Origin of the sequence: Pedobacter aquatilis (genome assembly GCF_032678405.1) — a bacterium.
Taxonomy (GTDB): domain Bacteria; phylum Bacteroidota; class Bacteroidia; order Sphingobacteriales; family Sphingobacteriaceae; genus Pedobacter; species Pedobacter aquatilis_A.
In genome coordinates, this window is record NZ_JAVTSJ010000005.1 from 73,997 (window position 1) to 97,158 (window position 23,162).

Consider the following 23,162-nt stretch of genomic DNA (forward strand, 5'->3'; position numbering starts at 1 on the left):
TAGAATACAGAATATATGACGAGTGAAGAAAAAATCAGAAGTGCTTTTGAAAATAAAGACTGGCAGGAAATTAAGGTAACCGATTCGTGGCAGATTTTTAAAATTATGGCCGAATTTGTGGATGGTTTCGAGAAACTGGCAAAAATTGGTCCCTGTGTTACCATTTACGGTTCTGCCCGTACTGCCGAAACAAACAGGTATTACCAGCTGGCCGAACAATGCGGTAAATTATTAACCGACCGTGGTTATGGCGTTATCACCGGCGGTGGTCCCGGTATTATGGAGGCCGGAAACAAAGGCGCCCATACCAATGGCGGAAAATCGGTAGGTTTGAATATTGAATTACCTTTTGAGCAGTTCCACAATAAATATATCGACCATAACAAATTGCTTCAATTCGACTATTTCTTTGTAAGAAAGGTAATGTTCATGAAATACAGTCAGGGCTTTGTGGTGCTGCCGGGTGGTTTTGGAACAATGGACGAGCTTTTCGAGGCTTTAACATTAATCCAGACAGGTAAAATTGCCCGTTTCCCGATTGTACTGGTTGGTAAAGATTACTGGGGTGGATTAATCGACTGGATTAGAGGAACCATGCTGGAAAAAGAACACAATATCCATGAAGAGGACCTAAACTTATTCCGCCTGGTTGATACTGCTGAAGAAGCCGCAGAACATATTTTCAGGTTCTACGATAAGTATGTATTGAAACCAAACTTCTAATATCAACTGTTTTTATAAACACTAAATTGCTTTAAAGTGCTTCTTTTCGGAAGCACTTTTTTTATGCTTTGAGCTTATCCTTGTAACAACTTTAAATTATGCCTATCTAAAACTAAAAGCTACCTTCGATGAAATTTATAAACTGGAAAAGAAATTGGTTTAGTTCGAATGTTGAACTTTTTATTGATGGCTTGCAAAAAGGTGCCATTATCTTTGAAACCTGGAAAAGCAATGCTAATTCTTTTTTTGAAGACCAAAATTATTACTTCCAGAATGAAGGGTTCTGGCAAACGAAGACTAATGTTTTCGACCGCAAAACAAATGATTTAGTAGCAGTAATTACCTACGACAGCTGGAAATCGAAAGCTTTGATTAGTTTAAAATCAGGCGAACAATACGAGTGGAAAGCGGCAGGAATGTGGAAAACGCAATTTACCTTGTCAAATTATAAGGATATTAATATTTCATACCATTCAAACAGCAATACCGGAGCCATAGCTGCTGATGCAGATCATCCATTATTAATCGTTACCGGATTATTTATTAAACAAATTTACAACAAAAGAGCTGCTGTTCTTGTTGCTTGTCTCGTACCAATAATGGTAGCCACAACATCAAGACATCATTAATAAAAATTAAATGGAGCAAACATTAAATTGGAGGAAAGGTTTATTTGATAGTAACTATCAGGTATTTGGCAATGCATTGCTTAAATTTTCACTCAATTTTAGTTCGCTTAAAAACTCGGCAATAGCCACAACGCAAAAAGGGATTTACCTATTAAAAAGTGAAGGCTATACCAAACCTGAAACGAAAATCCTCAATAATAAAAACGAAGTTCTAGGCATCATACGCTACGATTGGACAGGCTTTAAAGCAAAAATATTTTTAGCCACAGGCGAAGAATTTGACTGGAGTTTTCAGAACAGCTGGTTAAGCAGGTGGTCGGTAAATAATCATAAAGACAAGCATATCATTTATAATGCCTCAACCACTAATGGTGCTATCCACAGCAATACTGATGATGACGTATTAATTTTCACAGGTTTGTTCATCAGGGAATATTACACCCGGATCATCTTTGCTTTTGTTATGTTTATACTTATTTTATCTACCGGAAGAAGTATTTTTTAATCCGGTAGATTATGGCACAACAACATCAAAAGAAAACAACACCACCATCCGTCATGCTGAATTTAGTTCAGTATCTCTCTAACAGATAAGATCCTGAAGTATAGATTTAGCCTAAAATCTCATTAATCCGCTCAGTAGGTCTTGCGATTACGGCTTTATCGCCCGAAACTACAATTGGCCTTTCAATTAATATCGGGTACTTCACCATGGCCTCAATCCATTCGACATCGCTTAAGGTTTTGCCTTTATAGTTTTCGATGAAAATTTTTTCTGTTTTACGGATCAGCTCAACAGGTTTAATGTTCAGCTTTTTGATCAAAGTTTCAAGCTGTGCTACATCGGGAGGTGTTTCGAGGTAATATATCACTTCAAATGCCTTGCCGCTGTTCTCCAGTTCCTCAAATGCCTGGCGGCTTTTTGTACATCGGTTATTATGGTAAATCTGAATCATATATAAAACTTAAAGTCCGCTGACACCGCCACTAACAACCAGTTTCATGGCATCAGCAGCGCTCATATTTAAATCTTTAACCTTATCTCTACTCACAATACAAAGTTGCCCCGCAAAGGAATAAGACAAAGGAAAATATACGGCAACTTCTTCTGGTAAATCAAGTTTATTCAGGTCGTTCTGCGTAAGGAAACCAATTTTTTTCATCCCCCCTTCAACCTCAACCAAAACCGGATGGTTAAACTTTTTCTCATCCCCTACAAAAGCTTCGGTTAAATCTTTAATAGACGAATAAATGAAATTAAGCAAGGGCAATCGTTGCATAATCCGCTGGAACCAGTTGTACATGGGTTCAGTTACGAAATTCGTCACAAAAATCCCCGCAACTAAAATAATCGCCAAAACGGTAAGCAAACCTAAACCCGGAATATTCCGGCTTTCGCCCGTGCGTGGATTTACGCCAAGGATATTATTCACATTTAACCAGCTATCAACCGTGGTAACGGCCCAAACTACAATGAAAATACTCACAGCAATGGGCACCACAATTAATAAACCTTTAATTAAATAGTTAATAATGGCTTTCCCTACTTTATTCATGCTGCAAACTTATTCAAAATTGTTTAATAGTTCATTAGTCATTGGTTCATTTGTCATTGGTAACTCCCAACTGAAAACTGTTTAATAGTTCATTGGTTCATTGGTCATTAGTAACTCTCAACTGAAAACTGAAAACTGTTCAATGGTTCATTGGTCATTGGTCATTAGTAACTCTCAACTGAAAACTGCCAGCTGATAACTGAAAACCGCTTAACTACTCATAAAAATATACCCTTTTAACCCTTTGCGAGATATTGGTTAAGATTTCATAGGGAATGGTATTGATCTGTTTTGCCAGCTCCATGATATTATGTTCGTGGTTAAACACGATAGCCTCATCACCAGGTTTCACGTCTATTCCGCTGACATCGAGCATGGTCATATCCATACAAATGGAACCAATGGTGGGTACCAGATAACCATTAACCAGCATTTTACCTACCCCGTTACCAAAGGCCCGGTTATAGCCATCGGCGTAGCCAATCTTAACCGTTGCTATTTTGCCGCCTTCAGGCATTACCCCCCGCCTGCTGTAGCCAACGGTTTCACCCGCCTGTAATACTTTAACCTGTGTAACAGTGGTTTTCAGCACCATGGTCGTTTGCAAACCCCGGTTATTTAAAAGTCCGGCATCAAAACCATACAAACCTATGCCCAAACGTACCATATCCATTTGAGCGTCAGGCCAGCGGCTAATGCCTGAAGTATTCGCAATATGAAGAATAGGTTTATAACCCAAAGTATTTACCAATTGATGGGCAATTGATTTGAATTTATCAATCTGCTGCTGCGTAAAACCATCATGCTCGGCTTCGCCACTGGCAACCAGGTGCGAGAAAATGCTCTGCACTTTAATCTTTTGCGATCCTTGCAGGAATTCAATTAATGGCTCAACCTCAGTTTCATCAAAACCCAGGCGGTGCATGCCGCTATCAATCTTAAGGTGTACCGGGTAATCAAAATCGTATTCCGAAAGTGCATTCACAAAACTATGCAGAATCTCCAGGCTGTAAATTTCGGGTTCCAGCTTATGCCTGATAATGGCTTCAAAGGCCGATTCTTCCGGACTCATCACCATAATCGGTAAACTAATACCGGCCTTTCGCAAAGCGATGCCCTCATCGGCATAGGCTACAGCCAGGTAATCCACCTTGTGAAACTGCAATAAGTTGGCAATCTCAAAGCTTCCGCTGCCGTAAGAGAAAGCTTTAACCATCGCCATAATTTTAACGCCAGGTTTAATTTTAGAACGGTAAAACTGCAGGTTACCAACCATGGCATTCAAATCAATTTCCAGAACAGTATCATGGATTTTCTGCGTTAGCAACTTGCTGATCCTCCCGAACTCAAATCGCCTGGCCCCCTTTACCAATATGGTTTCATGGCTAAACTGCAAACCCGGAAAGGCTTCTATAAAAGCATTGGTGCTATCAAAAAACTGTGTTTCCAGCTTAAAGAGCGATGCATACTTAGCAATGTGTGTACCAATACCAATAAGCCTCGTTACTTTCTTCTGCCTAAGTAAATCAGCAATTTCAGTGTATAAATCTAAATCCTCCTGCCCCGTTTCAAATAACTCCGAAAGGATTACGGTTTTCTTGGGATGCTGGTTTTGCTGGTTCAGGAAATCGAGCGCAATGGCCAGCGAAGAAATATCGGCACTGTAAGAATCATCAATAATAGAACATTGGTTAATGCCGTTTTTCAACTCTAAACGCATATTCACCTGACTGAGTTTTTCAAGTCTTGAGTCGGCCTGCTCCGCAGTATAACCCAGTGCAAGTAACGTTGCCCAGCAAATAATTCCGTTTTCTATAGATGCCTTATCTTTAAAAGGCAGCATGCACTCAATTTCCCTGTCCTGGTAAATGGCCCGTAAATAGCAGTTTCCTTCTATCGGCTCTACGGCAATAATGCGTAAATCGGCCGCCTGAATGCCACTCCAGCTAAATTTCCGTTTGCCAGGCAAATCTTTAACATTTACTTCGCTCACGTAATCAGGCGAGTAAATAAACAGCTCGGCATTTTTAAAAAGCTTTAACTTTTCCGTTAGTTTTTCCCTTTTAGAAGAAAACCCCTCTGCATGGGCTTCTCCAATATTGGTTAAAATCCCGATTTTAGGTTCTATAATGGCCGCAAGCATATCCATTTCATTTACCGCAGAAATGCCCGCTTCGAATATCCCCAGGGTGTTATCGGCCTCAATCTGCCAAACCGAAAGCGGTACACCAATCTGTGAGTTATAACTTTTCGGACTCCTCACAATATGCTCATCAACCGCTAAAAGCTGATACAGCCACTCTTTTACAATCGTTTTTCCGTTACTTCCGGTAATGCCGATGGTTTTTAAATTGAACTGGTTCCGGTGTGCTGTTGCCAGTGCATGCAAGGCAGCTAAAGCATCATTAACGATAATGAAATTACAATCCGGATACTGGCTTACATATTTTCTTTCCGTGATTACAAAATTCCTGATTTCCTTCTGGTAAGCATCTTTAATGAATTCATGTCCGTCGCGGTGCGATGAAAGTGCAAAAAACAAGGAGTTTTCAGGCACTAAAACCGAGCGGCTATCAATAATCAAAAACCTGATAATGGCTTCTTCATTAACTAATCTGGTATCAGCATTTAAAATTTCGGCAATTCTGGAAATGGTGTAAATCGGGTTCTGCATGTGATTATCTTCAGAAAAATACGGTAATCGTTTTTATTTTTACGAATTTCAGTAATTAATTATGAAAAGCGGCAAACAAGAAGGTGCAATATTAGATAAAAAACAGGCTTTGGCAAAAGCCGAAAATTTTTGCGTTTACCAGGAACGTTCGCAAAAGGAAGTGAGGTATAAACTGGTCGAATGGGGAATACGTGGTGATGAACTGGAAGAAATTTTAACGGAACTCATCCTGAATAATTTTTTAAATGAAGAACGCTTTGCAAAACAATATGCTTCGGGCAAGTTTAACATCAAAAAATGGGGACGGGTAAAAATTAAACAGGGTTTAAAACTGAAAGGTGTTCCCGATAAGTTATTGCAGAAGGCAATTTACAGTTTAGATGAGGATGATTACCTGCAGACTTTAGAAAATTTAGCGCTTAAAAAAGCCGGTAGTTTGACTGAAGCAAACCCCTTAAAAAGAAAAATGAAGCTCATCGCCTATCTTCAGGGAAGGGGATTTGAAAATGATTTAATTTTACTTACACTGAAAGCCAGCAATTTAAACTAAATATTAAATTTTTAATAAAAAATCTCTTGACAGAAATATAAATCTCTCTATATTTGCATCACCAAAACGAAACGGCTTAGTTGTTTTGTTAATGCGAAAGTAGCTCAGTTGGTAGAGCACGACCTTGCCAAGGTCGGGGTCGCGAGTTCGAATCTCGTCTTTCGCTCTAAATGCTTTCCTACCAGAAAGCATTTATTTTAAAAGGTTAGTCACCTGCTCGGGTGGTGGAACTGGTAGACACGCAGGACTTAAAATCCTGTGCTTTCAAAGGCGTGCGGGTTCGATTCCCGCCCCGAGTACTTCAAAAAAAATCGAATAGAGCCATCAGCAATGATGGCTTTTTTATTTACAAAGCATTTGATTTCAACACACACAAAAATATTTTAAAATATTTTTTGGTACCGAAACTTTATTTTCTATATTTGCAACCCCAAAGGGAATACAGCGATTGTATTAAACATGCGAAAGTAGCTCAGTTGGTAGAGCACGACCTTGCCAAGGTCGGGGTCGCGAGTTCGAATCTCGTCTTTCGCTCTAAATGCCTTCCTACCAGAAGGCATTTATATTTAAAGGTTAATCACCTGCTCGGGTGGTGGAACTGGTAGACACGCAGGACTTAAAATCCTGTGCTTTCAAAGGCGTGCGGGTTCGATTCCCGCCCCGAGTACTCAAAGGAAACAAACAAAATTTGTTTCCTTTTTTTGTGCCTTTACATTACTGATTTACTAGCCAATCCAACAACCCTTAGCTGGCGCAAGCGTGCCGCTTGTGCCTTATGCTCTCCAACCAAAAAAAGCTATCCATAATGAATAGCTTTTTTTAATTTCAGTACATCACTCCGCTTAACCCGCAGGCCTTGCCTTAACATCATCATTGTTTATCTTTTTACCCTGTTTCTGCTCAAAAAGCTTCCCAAAAGCCCAGGTTACAGTAAACTTTACCGTACGATAGTATTGGCGGTTATAAGTGCTGGCGGTAAAAGCAGTGGCATTAACGGTTTCCCTTTGGTTAATGGTATTATTAAAGGGATTATAAAAAGCCAGTATAAAAGAAAGCTTGTTTAACGGAAGTTCCTTTTTCATGGTTAAACTGTAAAACGAACGGGGTGTTTTATAACCCTGCAAGGTTATGGTTCTATTGGCATAATCGCCGAAAGCCTGTACCGACATGGTTTCGCTCAATTTATAGGATGCACTCATGTTAAACTGCCCGTTCCAGCCCTGGTTATCAATTTGCAGGCCGGCACTGCTAAAATCCATGCGGTAAAGGTTCAGATTTGAGTTGATTTTAAATTTCGACGTAATGGGTATTCCGGCAGCAATGTTCAGCCCAAGCTGCCTGCTCGCCGCAAGGTTCTGCTTGCTCGTGGTAGAAATGCCATTCTGGTCGGTAACTGTGTATTCTTCAATCGAATTATCGGTTTGCCGCCAGAAGAGTGCCGAATTAATGGAAGCACCTGATTTCAGGGATACCGAATAGGCAATTTCTGCCTGGTTGGCCAGTTCCGGATCAAGCGCCGGGTTTCCGGTTACAATATTCTTAGGGTCGCTGGCATCAGGGTTTGGGTTTAAATCCCAGATATAAGGACGCGTAAGCCTTTTGGTATAGCTGGCACTTAGCGATTGAGCATCGTTGATCTTCTTCGAAATGGTGGCCGTAGGGATGAAATTATTAAAGTTCTTATTAAACCCTGTCACCGACGATGCGAAATTGCCGCTTAAACGCGTATGCTCCAGCCTTGCCCCTGTTTCTAAAAACCATTTATCAGGCAGGTTAAATTTCATGATGGCATAAGCGGCATAAACCGCCTGGCTGTAATCAAAAATATCGGTGCGGGCAGCAACAGGAACTAAAACCGCGGGGTTTGAGGCGCTGCTCCCCTGCACCTGGTAATCGTTGCTCACCTTCCGGTCAATCAGCTTTAAACCACCCTCAAAAGTATATTTCTTCTTCGCATCGAATGAATGCAGGTAATCTGCCTGAAAGGTCCATTCCGAATTCCGGGTATAACTCTCGTTAAGCTCCTTATAAAGCAGTTGATTTTGCGGCGACACCTGCTCCGAAACATAATCCGAATGATCTTTCGATGGCGAGAACTGCGCCAGCAAATTAAATTCCCTGCCCGGCTTTTTAAATTTACGGGTATAACCTAAATTAATGTCGCCACCAAGGTAGCCTGCCCTGGTATCAACCCTTTGACTATAGTTTTCGATAATTGCACCACTTGCCGAAAGTACCCTGCTGTTTAACGAAGTGTTTTCAGGCCAGTTACCAAACCAGCTGGTAAAGCCCAGGCTAAACTGGTTCAGGGTATCGGGCGTAAAATCGACGGAGAAGCTGGCCGAACCATGAGGTGCCGTATTATCCTGCAATTTAGACTGCAGGAGTATTGACGAAACTCCACCCTGCGCATTATAGTTTTCGCGTGTATAGTCGCTGCTGCTCTTCGTACGCAGGCGGTGCAGGTGCGCATTAGCACTCAGGTTCCATTTTTTACTGGTACTCGAAATCCTCGGGTTAAACACCTGCTCCCAATTACTTACCGAGGCCTCAAGCGAGCCATTCATCAGCTTACGGTCTTTTTTAGTTACGATATTAATTACCCCGGCAGCACCTTCCGCATCGTACTTCGCCGATGGCGTGGTAATAATTTCTACGGAAGCAATAATATCCGATGGGATCATGTTTAAGGCATCGGCAGCGCTCCTGGCCATCTGTCCTGAATACTTTCCATCAATCAGGATTTTAATATTCCGGTTACCACGCATGCTGACATTACCCTGTGCATCAACGCTCAGCACCGGGGCCTTACGAAGTACATCCGCAGCCGTACCACCCTTATTATCCGGATCATCAGCGGCATTGTACACCAGCATGCCGGGTTTCTGAACAACGGTTTTCTTTGTTCCGGTAACTTTAACCTCCGCTAAGTCGGTAATCGCCGATACCAGCAGGATATCACGGAGTTTAATGAGTTTACCACTCTGGTTGGTAAAACGAACTTCCCTGTTGTTATAGCCCACAAAGGAAACCTTAATATAAGCCGCAGTTCCGGAAGCGGCAGTAAACTGGAAAACACCGTTTTCATTGGTAGCCGTGGTGGCAATCACCTTTCCATCGTGACCAAAAAGACCTGCCTGTACAAACTCCATGGGTTGCCGGGAGAGCGAGTCGATCACGGTTCCCGAAATTTCGGTAAGCGACTGCGCCGATGAAAAATTAAAGGATAGAAACAAAAAAAGGAACGGAATAAAAAATACTGATCGCATCATTTTAATAAGGATTTGGCAGACTGCAATAGCCCGCTTGATTTATACAGATAAGAGAAATAAGGTTAATAAGTGCTTTTAAGGAAGAAAACTTCCCGGCTGTAAACTGCCTGAACCGGAAATATTCACATGGCCAAAACCCTTAAGGTGGCCATAACCAGATAATTTAAAAAAAACATGCACACCGGCACGGAGGGAAAAAACAGGAACACATAGCATTCCCCTAAACAAAATTTCATTACTTTGCATTACTTTTAATTTGACGTTAGAAGTTCCGGCATCGCCGGGCGAGCTGTTCAGGGCCAACTGAACAGCTCTTTTACTTTAGTTTCACATCGAATCTGATTTCAATGTGGCTACCCGGCTTCAAAGGTAGTATTATTTAGAATTATTCCAAATAACTACTTATAAAAGAAAATGATCATCCCCCTATCTGGTACAAGCATCACACTGGTGCCTGATACCTTGTTCAGCAGCAAGAGAAAATATTTTCAAAAAAAATGGAGCAGATCTAAAAGCTTAAGCTAATTTTAACAGGAATTGATACCTGAAACAGATGATGAACCCTAAAGTTGATTTTTACTTTGATAAAGCCGGAAAGTGGCAGGAAGAAATAATACATTTAAGAACAATACTATTGGATTGCGGCCTCACAGAGGAACTGAAATGGGGCACCCCCTGTTATACCAATGAAGGCAACAACATTGTATTGATCCATACTTTTAAAGCATACTGCGCCATCCTGTTCTTCAGGGGTGCCCAGCTTAGCGACCAGAAGGGTATCCTTATTCAGCAAACCAAAAATGTTCAGCTGGCCCGGCAAATCAGGTTTACCAATATTCGCGAAGTACTGGATTTAACAAGCGACATCAAAAACTACATTAAGCAGGCTATTGAAATCGAAAAAGCAGGCGTAACCTTCGATTTCAAGAAAACGGAAGAATTTCCGGTACCCGAAGAATTCGACAATATGCTTAAAGCCATCCCCGAACTTAAAACGGCCTTTTATAAACTAACACCTGGCAGGCAAAGGGCTTACCTCCTACATTTCGCTGCGCCCAAGCAGATTAAAACCCGCAGCGCAAGGATCGAGAAATACATGCCCTTAATTTTAAAAGGCAAGGGCTTAAACGATAATTAAAAACAAAGAAATCAAGTTTTCGTTAATTTACAATCTGATCATCTTTTGTTAATGACAGCTTAACGAGCAAAAATTTCTATTTTTATAAAAATATAAATAACACATTTAAAAGCACTTAAAACTGTATCTGAATATTTTTCAAAAAAAGGTTGGCACGAATTAAATTAATTTCTATATTTGCACCTCCTTAAACAAAAGGAAATGATTCCGTAGCTCAGCTGGTAGAGCATTACACTTTTAATGTAGTGGTCCTGGGTTCGAATCCCAGCGGGATCACAAAAAGCCTCACAGAAATGTGAGGCTTTTTTGTTTTAAGCCATCGTCATTATCTCCAAAGTCATTATCCCGATTGGAGTGCAGCGAAACACCGGGATCTTTGAAGTGGTTGTAGGATAAAAAAGATCCTTCGACTACGCTCAGGATGACAACCTCCACAACACGTCATTGCGAGGAGGTACGAGGAAGCAATCTCCTTAAAAATACCTAACGCTCCACAACTCGTCATCCCGATTGGAGCGCAGCGGAACAGCGGGATCTTTTTAGCTAGGCGTGAGACGAAAAAGATCCTTCGACTACGCTCAGGATGACAGATTGAGTGGTACGACTCCTTCATAGCGAAACGATGCTCCAGTCCGTCACCCTGAACTTGTTTCAGGGTCTCTCTTCCATGAGATGCTGAAATAAATTCAGCATGACGTTTGGAGTTAATAATCTCTTAGTTAACATTATTGGTTATTGGAAATTGTTCAATCGGTTAATTGTTTAACTGCCAACTAAAAACTGTTCATTGCTCATTAGTTTATTGTCGTCATCCTGATTGAAGCGCAGCGAAATAGAGGGATCTTTGAAAATAGGTGTGAGACGAAAAAGATCCTTCGACTACGCTCAGGATGACAACTTCCATTAGGCGTCATTGCGAGGTACGAAGCAATCTCTTTAGTTAAACATTATCTTTGACTTGGTTCAAGCAGATTGCTTCAGCTCACTCTCACCCGGCTTTGCAATTAGGAATGAAAGAATTACAAAACAAAAGAATGGCCCGCAGATTTAAGATGATTCACGCAGATAGAAATGGTTTCTGCGGTAATCTGTGAAATCAGCGGGAGCGTATGAAAAGCGATTGCTTCAGCTCGCTCTCACCCGGCCTCGCAATGAGGAATGAAAGAATTATAAAACAATAAAAGGATGGCCCGCAGATCTAAGATGATTCACGCAGATAGAAATGGTCTCTGCGGTAATCTGTGAAATCAGCGGGAGCGTATGAAAAACGATTGCTTCAGCCCACTCTCAACCGGCCTCGCAATGACGAACGAAAGGATTATAAAACAAAAGAATGGCCCGCAGATTTAAGATGATTCACGCAGATAGAAATGGCCTCTGCGGTAATCTGTGAAATCAGCGGGAGCGTATGAAAAACGATTGCTTCAGCCCACTCTCAACCCAGGATCTCTTACCTATTAGCACTTAACTAACACCGAGGCAATTCCCCCTTGCTCAGGATAACAGCCTACATTACACGTCATAGCGAGGTACAGCCCGGTTCGGATTATCGGAAAAACAATCTTCTTAAAAAAAGCCCCTAACAAACAAAGGGCCATCCCTATTGGGAAAGCCCTTTGTTTAGCGAGATCAAACTTACCAGTTGATACCAAAGTTCAATTCAAAACTACCGGTTGTATACCCACTCAAAATACCCGTTTGCGTAGTATATGAAGTGTTGATCGTGTATTTTTTCTTATAGTGGAGGCCTACACCAAAGCTCGCTGCTTTGCTGGTATGATACATCGCCATTAACAATAGCTGCTCATTTGCAAGGGCAAATTGCCCGCCAAAATCGAAAATATCAGACAGCTCATTAAAAGACCTGTAAGCTACCTTAGGCTGGAAATTGGTTTCGCCCAGTTTAATTTTATAACCCGCTGATGCATATACTACCGGCGAATTGATTAGTTTATAATTATCACGTTTCAGGTAGTTCTTCAGGTTAACCAGGGCAAAGTCGACGTTGAAGCGTTCACCTGTTACCCCCACACCAAAATCACCGTCAAAGTAAGTTCTGTGATCAGAATTATAAGCCCCGATCTGATTATCAGCCGAATTCCCAATTAAATCCTGTATGTCAATTCTTTGGTTTATGAAACCTGCAGAAAGACCAAAATGAAGTTTTGCAGTTTCATTTAAGGGTAAATGATAAGCGTAACTCGCAACAATACGTGTCTGGCGCTGCAGGCCTGCCTTATCGAGATTCATGTTTAAACCTAAGCCCACTTTGTCCCAGCCATAGGTAGCGCTAAGGTTTTGTACCACCGGAGATCCCTGTATTCCATTCCACTGCGAACGAAAGGCAAGGTCTACCGAAGCCCCTGTTTTTAATCCGGCCATTGCCGGATTTGCCAGATAAGTATTGTGGTAATATTGATTGACTAATGGACTGACTTGTGCACTTGCTATCGTCGTCGCAAAAAGTGCCAGCAGCACTAATATTTTCGTTTTCATGCTTTTCATTTCTTTAACGGTTTCTAACAATCGTAATAAATCCTTTCTGAACGAGCTTACCCGGCCCGTAACTAATCGTATAGTAGTAGGTACCTTCAGCTAAATCACTTCCATGTACAGTTCCTCCCCAACTGTTATCATATCCTTTTTTATTATAAAGTTCTCTGCCATTACGGTCAAAAATCCTCACCTCGTTATTAGGGTACATATCTATGTTTTTCACAACCCAGGTATCGTTAATTCCATCGCCATTTGGCGTAAGAATATTTGCTGCAACAAGCTGATAATCATCCTTTACCGCAATGGTTATTGACCGGGAAACAGCACATCCGCTGGCATTAGACACTGTTACCACATAAGTGGTTGTTTGCGAAGGGCGTACAGTTAAAACGGAAGTATTCTGGCCCGAAACGATTCCACCAGCTGTAGCCCAGCTATAAATTGTTCCGCCGGTTGCCGTTAAAACCGAAGTTTCGCCTTTACTGATTTCCAGCCCCTTACTACTTGTTATGCCGGCTATTGGCAGGGCATTTATAACCAATGAGCCATTGATGTATACAAAACTATAGTTAGCTGATACCGCATTTTCCGGAACAAGCGCATAAGTACCCGCAACGTTCCTGTTAGCAGTAGTTGATACTGCCGGCTTTGTACTTAAAGCACTTTCTGTATCGCCTGATTTAAAGCCGCTGTAACTTACAGCAAACCGGGGGAAACCATCTGACTCGCACATCGCAGCATTATCTGCAGAAATGGTAAGTACTGCTTTATTAATGATCAGATTAGTTCCGCTATAGTTGATTGTATAGTTACCATTCAGTGCAACTGTACCTTGATTAACCGCATAAGTTCCTACACCTTCTCCTGCAGCACGGCTTAATGAACCGCTAAAGCTATCACCGCTTATCAGGGCCGGTGTAAACGTATAAGTCAATGCCGGATCAGCATCACCATAAGTTTTCGTTTTTGCTGCTGCCGTAACCGTAATGCTTTTTGCACCAATGCTTAGGTTTGCACCATTATAGTTTAAAATATAGTTCGCGTTCAAAGCTAAAGTCCCCTGTGCAATACCATAAGTTCCTATACCTTCTCCTGCTGCACGGCTTAATGAACCGCTAAAGCTATCACCGCTTACAAGGGCCGGTGTAAACGTATAAGTCAATGCCGGATCAGCATCCCCATAGGTTTTGCTTTTTGCTGCTGCCGTAACCGTAACGCTTTTTGCACCAATGCTTAAGTTTGCACCCGAATAGTTTAAAGTATAGTTCGCGTTCAAAGCTAAAGTACCCTGTGCAATACCATAAGTACCTACACCTTCTCCTGCTGCACGGCTTAATGAACCGCTAAAGCTATCGCCGTTTATCAGGCCCGGTGTAAATGTATAAGTCAATGCCGGATCAGCATCACCATAGGTTTTCGCTTTTGCTGCTGCCGTAACCGTAATGCTTTTTGCACCAATAGCTAGGTTGGCACCCACATACGTTAAAGTGTAATTGCTGTTTAAGGCTAATGTCCCCTGGGTGATCGCATAAGTTCCGACGTTTTCACCCGGTGATCTTGTTAGGCTTCCGTTGAAGATATCTGTACCTAACAGTGCCGGAGCAAAGGTGTAGCTCAGTGCAGGATCAGCATCACCATAAATTTTGCTTTTTGCTGCTGCTGTAACCGTGATTGTTTTTGCACCGATGCTCAAGGTCGCACCTGCATACGTTAAAGTGTAATTACTGTTTAAGGCTAATGTCCCCTGGGTAATCGCATAAGTGCCCACGTTTTCACCCGGTGATCTCGTTAAGCTTCCGTTAAAAGTATCTGTACCTAACAATACCGGAGCAAAGGTGTAGCTCAGTGCAGGATCGGCATCGCCATAGGTTTTACTCTTTGTTGCTGCTGTTACCGTGATTGTTTTTGCACCGATGCTCAAGTTCGCACCTGCATACATTAAAGTGTAATTGCTGTTTAAGGCTAATGTACCCTGGCTGATCGCATAAGTGCCTACGTTTTCACCCGGTGATCTCGTTAAGCTTCCGTTAAAAGTATCTGTACCTAACAATACCGGAGCAAAGGTGTAGCTCAGTGCAGGATCGGCATCGCCATAGGTTTTACTCTTAGTTGCTGCTGTTACCGTGATTGTTTTTGCACCGATGCTCAAGTTCGCACCTGCATATGTTAAAGTGTAATTGCTGTTTAAGACTAATGTCCCCTGGCTGATCGCATAAGTGCCCACGTTTTCACCCGGTGATCTCGTTAGGCTTCCGTTGAAGGTATCTGTACCTAACAATACCGGAGCAAAGGTGTAGCTCAGTGCAGGATCGGCATCACCATAAATTTTGCTTTTAGATGCCGCGGTTACTGTAATTGTTTTTGCATTAACGGTTAGTATCTGTTGCACAGCTGTTGCTGCGCTATAAGAGGCATCCCCTGCCTGACTGGCTGTAATTGTTGATGAGCCTGCAGCAATGATATGAATCTTGCCATTCACAATGGTCGCTACGTTGGTATTGCTACTGCTATAGGTAATCGGAATACTCGAGTGATCACTCGTAGCTCCCGGATCAAAGTCTGCATCACCATAGGTTTTTGCAGACAAGGTATTGAATGTAATCGTTTGAGCAATGATTGGGGTTCCATCCACTAATACACCGGAGGTACTGCCCACATTGTTTAATGTAGTATTTGTATTATTACCTGCCGCATCCCTAATGGTAGCACCATTTATACTCAATGCACCTAAAACAATGCCATCCAAATCTCTGTCTGTACTGGCAACGATGTATTGAAATACCAGTGCGGAAGTGCCACTTCCTGAGGTATAATTTGCGGGTACCGTACCACCTGTATTTAAAGTTACAGCGATGTATGGTGTACCACCTGTGGTACCTACCGTAACTGCTTTTGAAAAATTAACAGTGAAATCAAGATTTTGTGAAGCGGTATAAGTACCATTAGCCGGAACTGTTACCGAGGTAACAGAAGGTTCGATTCTATCTATGGTGTAAGTTTCTCCGGCAAATGGTAATGAAGTGCTAATTGACGGAGTAATACCTGTAGCGTTAGCCAGGTTTAAGGTCAGATTACCTGAACCTGTACCTGTATTTACCGTTACGGTATAAGTACTTCCTGAACCAGATACAGATGAGATAGCTGCGCCTGCAAGGGTACTGGTAGTGGTGATCGAAAAATTACTGGTGGTTATTCCTGATATAGACTTATCAAACGTAACCGTGTATGGTACACTCGAGGCATTTGTTGGGTTTGAACCGGCACGAACAAGTGAAGTAACTGTCGCCGGAATAGTAACCGTAACATTTTTGGTAGCCGCATTACTATTATCCGTACCATCATTTACGGTAAAACTCATCGTTCTTGTTGAAGTATTCGGTGTAGCCGAAGAATTATTATATGCAATTGATCTGAAAGCGGCCTGCCATTGTGCTATTGTTGCAGTGCTCCCGCTTGATGTTAAAGTTAATACCCCTGTACCTGCATTGTAACTACCAGCTATGTTACCGAAAACTGAGGGGTTTGCAGTGAACACTAAAATGTCCTCACCAGATACGAAATTTCCGGTTATAGCAACTGTTGCCGAACTTAAAGTACTATTATCCACATCCGATACCGTTAATCCGTTATCTATTGCCACTGATGAACCTGTGAATGAAGTAGCACCGCCGCCAGTAGTAACTACCGGGGCCTCGTTAGCCTGTGTATAAGTAAATGAAAACTGACTCGCAGCAGTATTACCATTGCCTGCAGCATCCTGTGCTACATTAGTTGCAATATCGATTGTAACTGCGCCATTGGCTATTGGCGTTGCATTAAAAGTATAAGTTGTTCCGTTGCCAGAAAATCCACTGAGCGTGGCATTCCCTGGTGTGATACCTCCGTGTACAAAACCCGTTACCGATTCTGAAAAGGTCACCGTAAATGGAATTGGAGAAATACTTGTTGATCCGCCTGATGCACCAGCCGTACTACTCAACGTAGCCGTAGGTGCCACGTTATCAACAGTAGCATTAGTAGCATCTGCTGTGGTTGTGCTGTTTCCGGCATTATCAGTAGCTGTGACAGAAATGTTTCTGTTAATGGTTCCGTTAATGCTTCCGGCAACAATGGTATAAGTTGCCGTCCAGGTACCAGCGCTATTGGTGGCCGTAACCGCACTGCCACCGCCAAACTGACTGAAGTTAACGGTTACAGAAGAGATAACCCCTGGATTATTGTCGCCCCCAGCGGTATTGTTCCAGGTAGCGGTTACAACATCTCCAATTTTGTATGCACCACCTGTGCCTGTTGCTCCGCTGATATTGATTTTGGCATCAGTAACTATTGGCGCCACGTTATCAACAGTAGCGTTGGTAGCATCTGCTGTGGTCGTGCTGTTTCCGGCATTATCAGTAGCTGTGACAGAAATGTTTCTGTTAATGGTTCCGTTCATACTGCCGGCAACCAGGGTATAAGTTGCCGTCCAGGTACCACCGCTATTGGTGGCCGCAACCGCACTGCCACCGCCAAACTGACTGAAGTTAACCGTTACAGAAGAGATAACTCCTGGATTATTGTCGCCCCCAGCAGTATTGTTCCAGGTAGCAGTTACTACATCGCCTATTTTAAATTTACCACTTGTGCCAGTTGCTCCGCTGATACTGATTTTGGCATCAGTAACTATTGGCGCCACGTTATCAACAGTAGCGTTGGTAGCATCTGCTGTGGTCGTGCTGTTTCCGGCATTATCAGTAGCTGTGACAGAAATGTTTCTGTTAGTGGTTCCGTTCATACTGCCGGCAACCAGGGTATAGGTTGCCGTCCAGGTACCACTGCTATTGGTGGCCGCAACCGCACTGCCACCGCCAAACTGACTGAAGTTAAAGGTTACGGAAGAGATCACATCCGTATTATTGTCGCCACCAGCAGTATTGTTCCAGGTAGCAGTTATTACATCACCTATTTTAAATATGCCACCTGTACCAGTTGCTCCGGTGATACTGATTTTGGCATCAGTAACCGTTGGCGCCACATTATCCACGGTAGCGTTGGCATCATCTGTCGTAGTGGTTGGGCCTACTGAATTGGTAGCGGTTACTGCCACATTTCTGCTGGTAGCATCTATCGAACCCGCCACGATCGTGTAAGTAGCTGTCCAGGTATCGCTACTATTGGTTGCAGCTACCGCAGCACCTCCACCAAATTGGCTAAAGTCTATCGTTACCCCAGTAATGCCCGAATTATTATCGCCACTCGCTGTATTATTCCAGGTAGCGGTAACCACATCTCCAATTTTGTACGAAACACCTGTACCACTTGCACCACTGATACTGATGGCAGCAGCAGTAACCGTTGGTGCTGTCGTATTGCCAAGATTGAATTGTTTTGTATTATTAGCACCAAAGCCTTGAGTGAAGTCATATGGTGTACCTGAAGTTGTTGTATTACTCCAGTTAGCAGTATTGGTAATATCTGCTAAAATTGTTGCTTTAGTTCCGCTTGATGAAGTTGGATTATATTTTTCATTGGGATAGCGTGAATTCGTTGTCGGGGTAAAAAAGGCAGTTGAATAAGTTGTACCTAAATCAGATGGCAATTCACTATAATTTTGAAGCTGAGTTGCCGGTTCAATACCACTAGTATTAACATGCCAGCCGTTTGAAATATTTGATGCATTTAACCTCATATTATTAAAGGCAAAAATAAATGCCGGGCTACTTTCACTTCCCTGATAAATCAGTATTTGATCACCTGTTGATTGGAACCAGGGGTTAGAAGTAAGCACCGAAGTCGTCCAGGAGTTGGAAAGTATGGACAGATCTGCTGATGGAAGCGAGATGCCATTACCTCTTTTTCCTAACACAGTTCTGGACGACAAATCAATTGTAAATATAATTACGGTCCCTGCTGGTATAATGGCAGAAGGTTGCCATTGAAAAGTACCTTCAACAGTAGAAGGAGAATTTGCAAAGTGTGCTTGAGTTGAGCCATAAGTATTAACCCATCCACGATCTGTAAAATTGATTACCTCACCATTACTAATCGTATTAAGCGCCACAACAGCAAAACTGCGGGATGTTGCTGCCGGATCTGCGTCACCATTCATTCCAATTACCGCAAGATCGCCTTTAGATAAAGCAGCCCTGGCATCTAACACACTAATTAAAAGCACCGGGATAATGAATAAAAAATAAAATACCTTTTTGTAAAATTTTCTCATAAAATTACTTTTCTAAAATCTCCAATACTTGCTGTAGAAATAAAAAATACAAACGGGATTGAAGTTTACCGTTTCTACTAATAAATGATAGTTAATTATGTTCTGACTAATACCTTTTAGAATGCTCAGGGGATCATCAGCATTAATGTGCAAGAGTTTGTATTTCATAACCAATTGTTAACTAGGAGAAATAAATGTTGCTTGCGGTAACAGCGGCTGAAAAGTTATTTTTGAACAGCAGGCTATCACCCGGCTTGATTAAACTTCCTGTTAAAAGGAAAAAAGTTGATAAGACTGAAGCGGAATTGATTGCAATAAGATTTGCCTGTAAAAACAGATCAGGGCAAATAAATGAAATAGAGTCTTTACCTAAAAAGACCCATTTATTTAAGAAAGAGCGTTTCTTAAAACTCATGTGATTAGCTTGTTTGGATGATTTCGACAAAGATGTATTATTTTCTAAGACAGCAGAAATCCTACAAATCATCCACCCCAGAAATACTTAATAATAGGTGGTAAATAAGGGGCGAAATGGACAAAAAATGCGAATTAGTATTGTGAAGCAATTATTTTTTAATTGACATTTATCAACAACATTATATAAGCATCAAAAAACCTACTCAAAACATATTCAAATCAGTAAATAAAATACTACAAAAACAAAGATTGCTGCGTAATCACAATTTCGTGTAGATGTAATTGCGTCATATAAAACTGTTTTTTCATCAGAAGTTGCTCCTTATAACGATGTATACAGGGCAAAAAAGATCCTTCGACTACGCTCAGGATGACAACCTCTATAACACGTCATTGCGAGGAGGTACGAGGAAGCAATCTCCTTAAAAATACGTAACGCTCCACGAGTCGTCATCCCGACTGGAGCGCAGCGGAACAGCGGGATCTTTGCAAATGGATGCAGGATGAAAAAGATCCTTCGACTACGCTCAGGATGACAACCTCCATTAGGCGTCATTGCGAGGTACGAAGCTATCTCTTTAGTTACGTCCGATCAATTACTTGCCTCAAAACAGATTGCTTCAGCTCGCTCTAACCCGGCTTCGCAATGACGGTTGAGTAATCCTTCGACTACGCTCAGGATGACAATTTGAGTAAGGACGACTCGACTGCGCTCAGGATGACAATCTCTATAACACGTCATTGCGAGGAGGTACGAGGAAGCAATCTCCTTAAAAACACCTAAAGCTCCACAAGTCATCATCCCGATTGGAGCGCAGCGAAATAGAGGGATCTTTGCAAATGGATGCAGGATGAAAAAGATCCTTCGACTAAGCTCAGGATGACGGAATGAGTGGGCTGTTCCATCAACAGGCAAGCCCACAGCCTGCCTGTTGTATTGCCTTAAAGTTTCCGCTTAAAATAATAAAGCCCCAGCCCTACGGTTATAAGCCCTGCCAAAAGGTAAATCCAGAAGGGCACTTTAACCACCGCCTTTGTGCTGCTGCTTTGTGTGGTTTTTAAGTTCTGCTTTTCCTCCCTAAGACTTTTAATTTGCTGGCTACCGGCACTTTCCGTTTCCTGTTGCGACAAGGTACTGCGTACTGAGCTGCCCGATATACTGATGCGGCTGGCCTCACCTTTAAAACCCGAATCCATACGGTAGCTAAAAGCACCTTTAGGCCAAATCTCAATGGCATAAGTACCATTTAAGCTGTCGCTAATAAGCAGGTGCTGTTTTTCACTTTGCTGCAGCTGGCTAAAAGATGCCGAGCGGAGGCGCTGCCCGAAATGCTGGCTTTGCAGCTGTTTACTTTTTAAGGTACCACAAGCCGATAGCATAGCGAAAACCCAGATAAGCGCTATCATTAACCTAATTAACATGGCCTGCCTCCTTTCCTTTTAGCCAGCTGGCAAAATACCTTACTGTACGGATGTGCCGGTATTTTCGGTACACACCATCGCCTTCCCGGCTGCCTGCCACGTTGGTATTGCCCTCAATGGTAATCAGCCAGTTTCCCTGCCGCTTTTCGATGAAACCGCAGTGGGCGATGCGCTTAAGTTCCGGAAACCAGATGCCAAAAACCATGGCCGGTGCCGCATTTGTACAGCGTTTGTTTGCCGGAAAGAGTGCCGGGCTCCAACCTGTAAGCGGCTGACTATAACCTGCCTGCCCGAACACCCAGCTTACAAAAGCAGCACACCAGGGCGCCCCCTTTTCGAGTTTTACATAATGCAGGTAAGCCTCAACGGCTGAACCATCGTTGTGTCCGGTTTTTTCGCGGACATGGAGCTGTGACCGGGCCAGGTGCAAAACCTGAAGCGCTGCTTCCGGGCTTTGCCGGGCCTGCCACCTGTGCAGCCCTAAGCCTTTATGGCTTACAGTACCGCTGCCAGGCAGGCGATAGCTCCCAAAAACAATAAGGCAAATGATGCCCAGTAAAATCCTAACTGTTGCCATGTGCTTAGATCGTTAAATTGTAAAGTGACCAGATAAAGTGATTTTAAGCCGAAATGCTTAGCGATTTGCTCAAGCAATTGCCAGCACAGGCAGGTAAAGCTTAAAAAGCAAATGAAGCCCAGCAAAATCAGTTGCCAGATACCCGCATCGGGTAAGGCTGCCGTAGGATCAAAATAACGAAGCAGACGGCCAAGTGAAGGGTAAAACAAAAGCAGAAGCCCCACACCAAAGGAGAAAAATGCCGGCTGCTGTTTTTCCCTTATAAAGGATACTAAACCAAACGTTTTCATAATAAAGGTTTTTAATGTTTCGATGCCCGAAGGCTAAAAGTTAATTTGTAAAGGAAGCTCCCCGCGAAAGGGAGCTTCGGCGATTGATGGCACTTAAGCAATATCAACCGGACCTGAGTAGGTAGTTACCGAGCGACGGGTATCGTCGCGGTTAATATAAAACAGGTAAACTTCTACGGCCTGACCGGAAAAATTGACTGGAAGCTCGAAGTTAGCCGTTTCCGCAGCCCTCAAACCCAGATCGGTGTTAATGATAAAGAACTTTTGCACCGTGTTATATACTACCGCAAACAGACGGTCATCGGCAAAGGCATTCAGATCGTTTACCTGCCCCGACCAGCCAATGGTTAGCTGACCTGGTGCCGCCGAAGTCAGCGTAATATCCATAGGCTGCAATAGTGTTCCCTTACTCATCTGCACCAGACTGTGATCTACCACGAAATCAGGATATGTACCCACAAGGGCGTTAGCCAGGGCATATTGCAAGCCCATGTTGTAGCCGGTAACCCGCCCTGCTGTCTGCCCTTTGTAACCGATGTTCAGCACATCTTTTACAGGTGATAAAAAATTAACCACTGTTGCAAAGCGCAGCCTCTGGGTAATTTGTTTTTCTGTTGCCGGCTTAGTGCTTTTTTTGTACAATCCCTTGATGTAATCGAGGTTGTTCCAGCTGCTGCCGATAATACTTCCGGCCTTGCCGGAGAAGCCTCCATTGGCTCCTTTTCTAATGATTCCCATTTTTTATTTTTTTAAAGTGAATGTGCTTAATGGCCGGCCGGTCCATCTTGCACGGTTCAAACTTAGAACGCAGAAAAGGAGGGTGAAATTTATGAGCCACATTGGACCATATTGGATTTTATTGAACCTGAATGGGCTTTTCATTGGCTTAGTATCTACTGGCCTATCGGTTGCCGGGCAGAAAACCTTTAGCTAAAACCGTATCATGTTTTGCTTTTCTTTTGCATGGGTTTTGCACCCGGCCGAAGTTGTGCCGAAGTTTTCCCGAACTTGTTCAGGTGTTTTCCCGAACGGTTCCCGAAGCGGAGCCGAACAACACCGCAAGGTTTCCCGAACGGTTCCCGAAGCACAGTCGAAGCCAAGCCGAAGAAATGAGTGATCCTTCGACTACGCTCAAGAGGACAGTTTGACTAAGGACAACTCCTTCAGCGTGACACGATGCTTGCTCCAGTCCGTCACCCTGAACTTGTTTCAGGGT

The 23,162-nt window shown here is 42.7% G+C and carries 17 protein-coding genes and 5 tRNA genes; 11 read left to right on the forward strand and 11 right to left on the reverse strand.

Going from position 1 to position 23,162, the window contains the following annotated elements:
* The first annotated feature begins 15 nt into the window (after positions 1-15).
* The 3 genes from R2R71_RS14045 to R2R71_RS14055 all read left to right on the forward strand — a co-directional run bounded on the left by R2R71_RS14045 (position 16) and on the right by R2R71_RS14055 (position 1,857).
* Complete coding sequence (locus tag R2R71_RS14045; RefSeq protein ID WP_316831913.1) at positions 16-723, forward strand: TIGR00730 family Rossman fold protein; 708 nt, start codon at positions 16-18, stop codon at positions 721-723.
* Between the two features lie 128 nt (positions 724-851).
* Positions 852-1,352: a hypothetical protein gene (locus tag R2R71_RS14050; protein ID WP_316831914.1), complete on the forward strand. Its 501-nt coding sequence runs from the start codon at positions 852-854 to the stop codon at positions 1,350-1,352.
* A 10-nt stretch (positions 1,353-1,362) separates the two neighbouring features.
* Complete coding sequence (locus R2R71_RS14055) at positions 1,363-1,857, forward strand: hypothetical protein (protein WP_316831915.1); 495 nt, start codon at positions 1,363-1,365, stop codon at positions 1,855-1,857.
* Between the two features lie 106 nt (positions 1,858-1,963).
* Here the strand turns inward: R2R71_RS14055 and arsC are convergent, their stop codons facing one another.
* From arsC to R2R71_RS14070, 3 genes are all read right to left on the reverse strand, one after another.
* The gene (arsC, locus tag R2R71_RS14060; protein WP_316831916.1) at positions 1,964-2,308 is read right to left on the reverse strand and encodes an arsenate reductase (glutaredoxin); all 345 of its coding nucleotides are present in this window, start codon (positions 2,306-2,308) and stop codon (positions 1,964-1,966) included.
* A 9-nt stretch (positions 2,309-2,317) separates the two neighbouring features.
* Entirely contained in the window at positions 2,318-2,908 is a 591-nt protein-coding gene (locus tag R2R71_RS14065; protein WP_316831917.1) for a DUF502 domain-containing protein, read from the reverse strand.
* Positions 2,909-3,122: 214 nt separating this feature from the next.
* A complete protein-coding gene (locus R2R71_RS14070) occupies positions 3,123-5,582 on the reverse strand; it encodes a bifunctional UDP-N-acetylmuramoyl-tripeptide:D-alanyl-D-alanine ligase/alanine racemase (RefSeq protein WP_316831918.1) in 2,460 nt (819 codons plus the stop codon).
* Positions 5,583-5,643: 61 nt separating this feature from the next.
* Between R2R71_RS14070 and R2R71_RS14075 the strand changes: the two genes are divergently transcribed.
* The 5 genes from R2R71_RS14075 to R2R71_RS14095 all read left to right on the forward strand — a co-directional run bounded on the left by R2R71_RS14075 (position 5,644) and on the right by R2R71_RS14095 (position 6,799).
* A complete protein-coding gene (locus R2R71_RS14075) occupies positions 5,644-6,132 on the forward strand; it encodes a regulatory protein RecX (RefSeq protein ID WP_316831919.1) in 489 nt (162 codons plus the stop codon).
* Between the two features lie 93 nt (positions 6,133-6,225).
* A tRNA-Gly gene (locus tag R2R71_RS14080) sits at positions 6,226-6,298 on the forward strand.
* A 49-nt stretch (positions 6,299-6,347) separates the two neighbouring features.
* Positions 6,348-6,431 (forward strand) — tRNA-Leu (locus R2R71_RS14085).
* A gap of 162 nt (positions 6,432-6,593) precedes the next feature.
* Positions 6,594-6,666: transfer RNA gene (locus R2R71_RS14090), tRNA-Gly, on the forward strand.
* A gap of 49 nt (positions 6,667-6,715) precedes the next feature.
* A tRNA-Leu gene (locus R2R71_RS14095) sits at positions 6,716-6,799 on the forward strand.
* Positions 6,800-6,974: 175 nt separating this feature from the next.
* Here the strand turns inward: R2R71_RS14095 and R2R71_RS14100 are convergent.
* Positions 6,975-9,404, reverse strand: coding sequence for an outer membrane beta-barrel family protein (locus R2R71_RS14100; RefSeq protein ID WP_316831920.1), 2,430 nt, complete (start codon positions 9,402-9,404; stop codon positions 6,975-6,977).
* Between the two features lie 75 nt (positions 9,405-9,479).
* Positions 9,480-9,707 carry a hypothetical protein gene (locus tag R2R71_RS14105; RefSeq protein ID WP_316831921.1) on the reverse strand — a complete coding sequence of 76 codons (228 nt, stop codon included), beginning with the start codon at positions 9,705-9,707 and terminating at the stop codon, positions 9,480-9,482.
* Positions 9,708-9,957: 250 nt separating this feature from the next.
* Here R2R71_RS14105 and R2R71_RS14110 point away from each other — a divergent pair, with 250 nt between their 5' ends.
* Both R2R71_RS14110 and R2R71_RS14115 read left to right on the forward strand, forming a co-directional pair.
* Positions 9,958-10,542 (forward strand): YdeI/OmpD-associated family protein, encoded by a 585-nt coding sequence (locus R2R71_RS14110; RefSeq protein WP_316831922.1) that lies wholly within the window; start codon positions 9,958-9,960, stop codon positions 10,540-10,542.
* A 203-nt stretch (positions 10,543-10,745) separates the two neighbouring features.
* A tRNA-Lys gene (locus R2R71_RS14115) sits at positions 10,746-10,818 on the forward strand.
* Positions 10,819-12,177: 1,359 nt separating this feature from the next.
* Here R2R71_RS14115 and R2R71_RS14120 read toward each other — a convergent pair.
* A complete protein-coding gene (locus tag R2R71_RS14120; RefSeq protein ID WP_316831923.1) occupies positions 12,178-13,038 on the reverse strand; it encodes a PorP/SprF family type IX secretion system membrane protein in 861 nt (286 codons plus the stop codon).
* A 13-nt stretch (positions 13,039-13,051) separates the two neighbouring features.
* On the reverse strand, positions 13,052-19,240 hold the full coding sequence (locus R2R71_RS14125) for an MBG domain-containing protein (RefSeq protein ID WP_316831924.1): 6,189 nt from the start codon (positions 19,238-19,240) through the stop codon (positions 13,052-13,054).
* 194 nt (positions 19,241-19,434) lie between these two features.
* On the opposite strand from R2R71_RS14125, the gene R2R71_RS14130 reads away from it, so the two are divergent.
* On the forward strand, positions 19,435-19,659 hold the full coding sequence (locus tag R2R71_RS14130; protein ID WP_316831925.1) for a hypothetical protein: 225 nt from the start codon (positions 19,435-19,437) through the stop codon (positions 19,657-19,659).
* Between the two features lie 940 nt (positions 19,660-20,599).
* On the opposite strand, the gene R2R71_RS14135 is transcribed toward R2R71_RS14130, so the two are convergent.
* From R2R71_RS14135 to R2R71_RS14150, 4 genes are all read right to left on the reverse strand, one after another.
* A complete protein-coding gene (locus tag R2R71_RS14135) occupies positions 20,600-21,064 on the reverse strand; it encodes a hypothetical protein (RefSeq protein WP_316831926.1) in 465 nt (154 codons plus the stop codon).
* A gap of 4 nt (positions 21,065-21,068) precedes the next feature.
* Positions 21,069-21,656: a peptidoglycan-binding protein gene (locus R2R71_RS14140; RefSeq protein WP_316831927.1), complete on the reverse strand. Its 588-nt coding sequence runs from the start codon at positions 21,654-21,656 to the stop codon at positions 21,069-21,071.
* Positions 21,575-21,946 (reverse strand): hypothetical protein, encoded by a 372-nt coding sequence (locus tag R2R71_RS14145; protein WP_316831928.1) that lies wholly within the window; start codon positions 21,944-21,946, stop codon positions 21,575-21,577. The genes R2R71_RS14140 and R2R71_RS14145 overlap by 82 nt, the downstream gene beginning before the upstream one ends.
* A 93-nt stretch (positions 21,947-22,039) precedes the next feature.
* Complete coding sequence (locus R2R71_RS14150; RefSeq protein WP_316831929.1) at positions 22,040-22,684, reverse strand: DUF6266 family protein; 645 nt, start codon at positions 22,682-22,684, stop codon at positions 22,040-22,042.
* Positions 22,685-23,162: the final 478 nt, after the last annotated feature.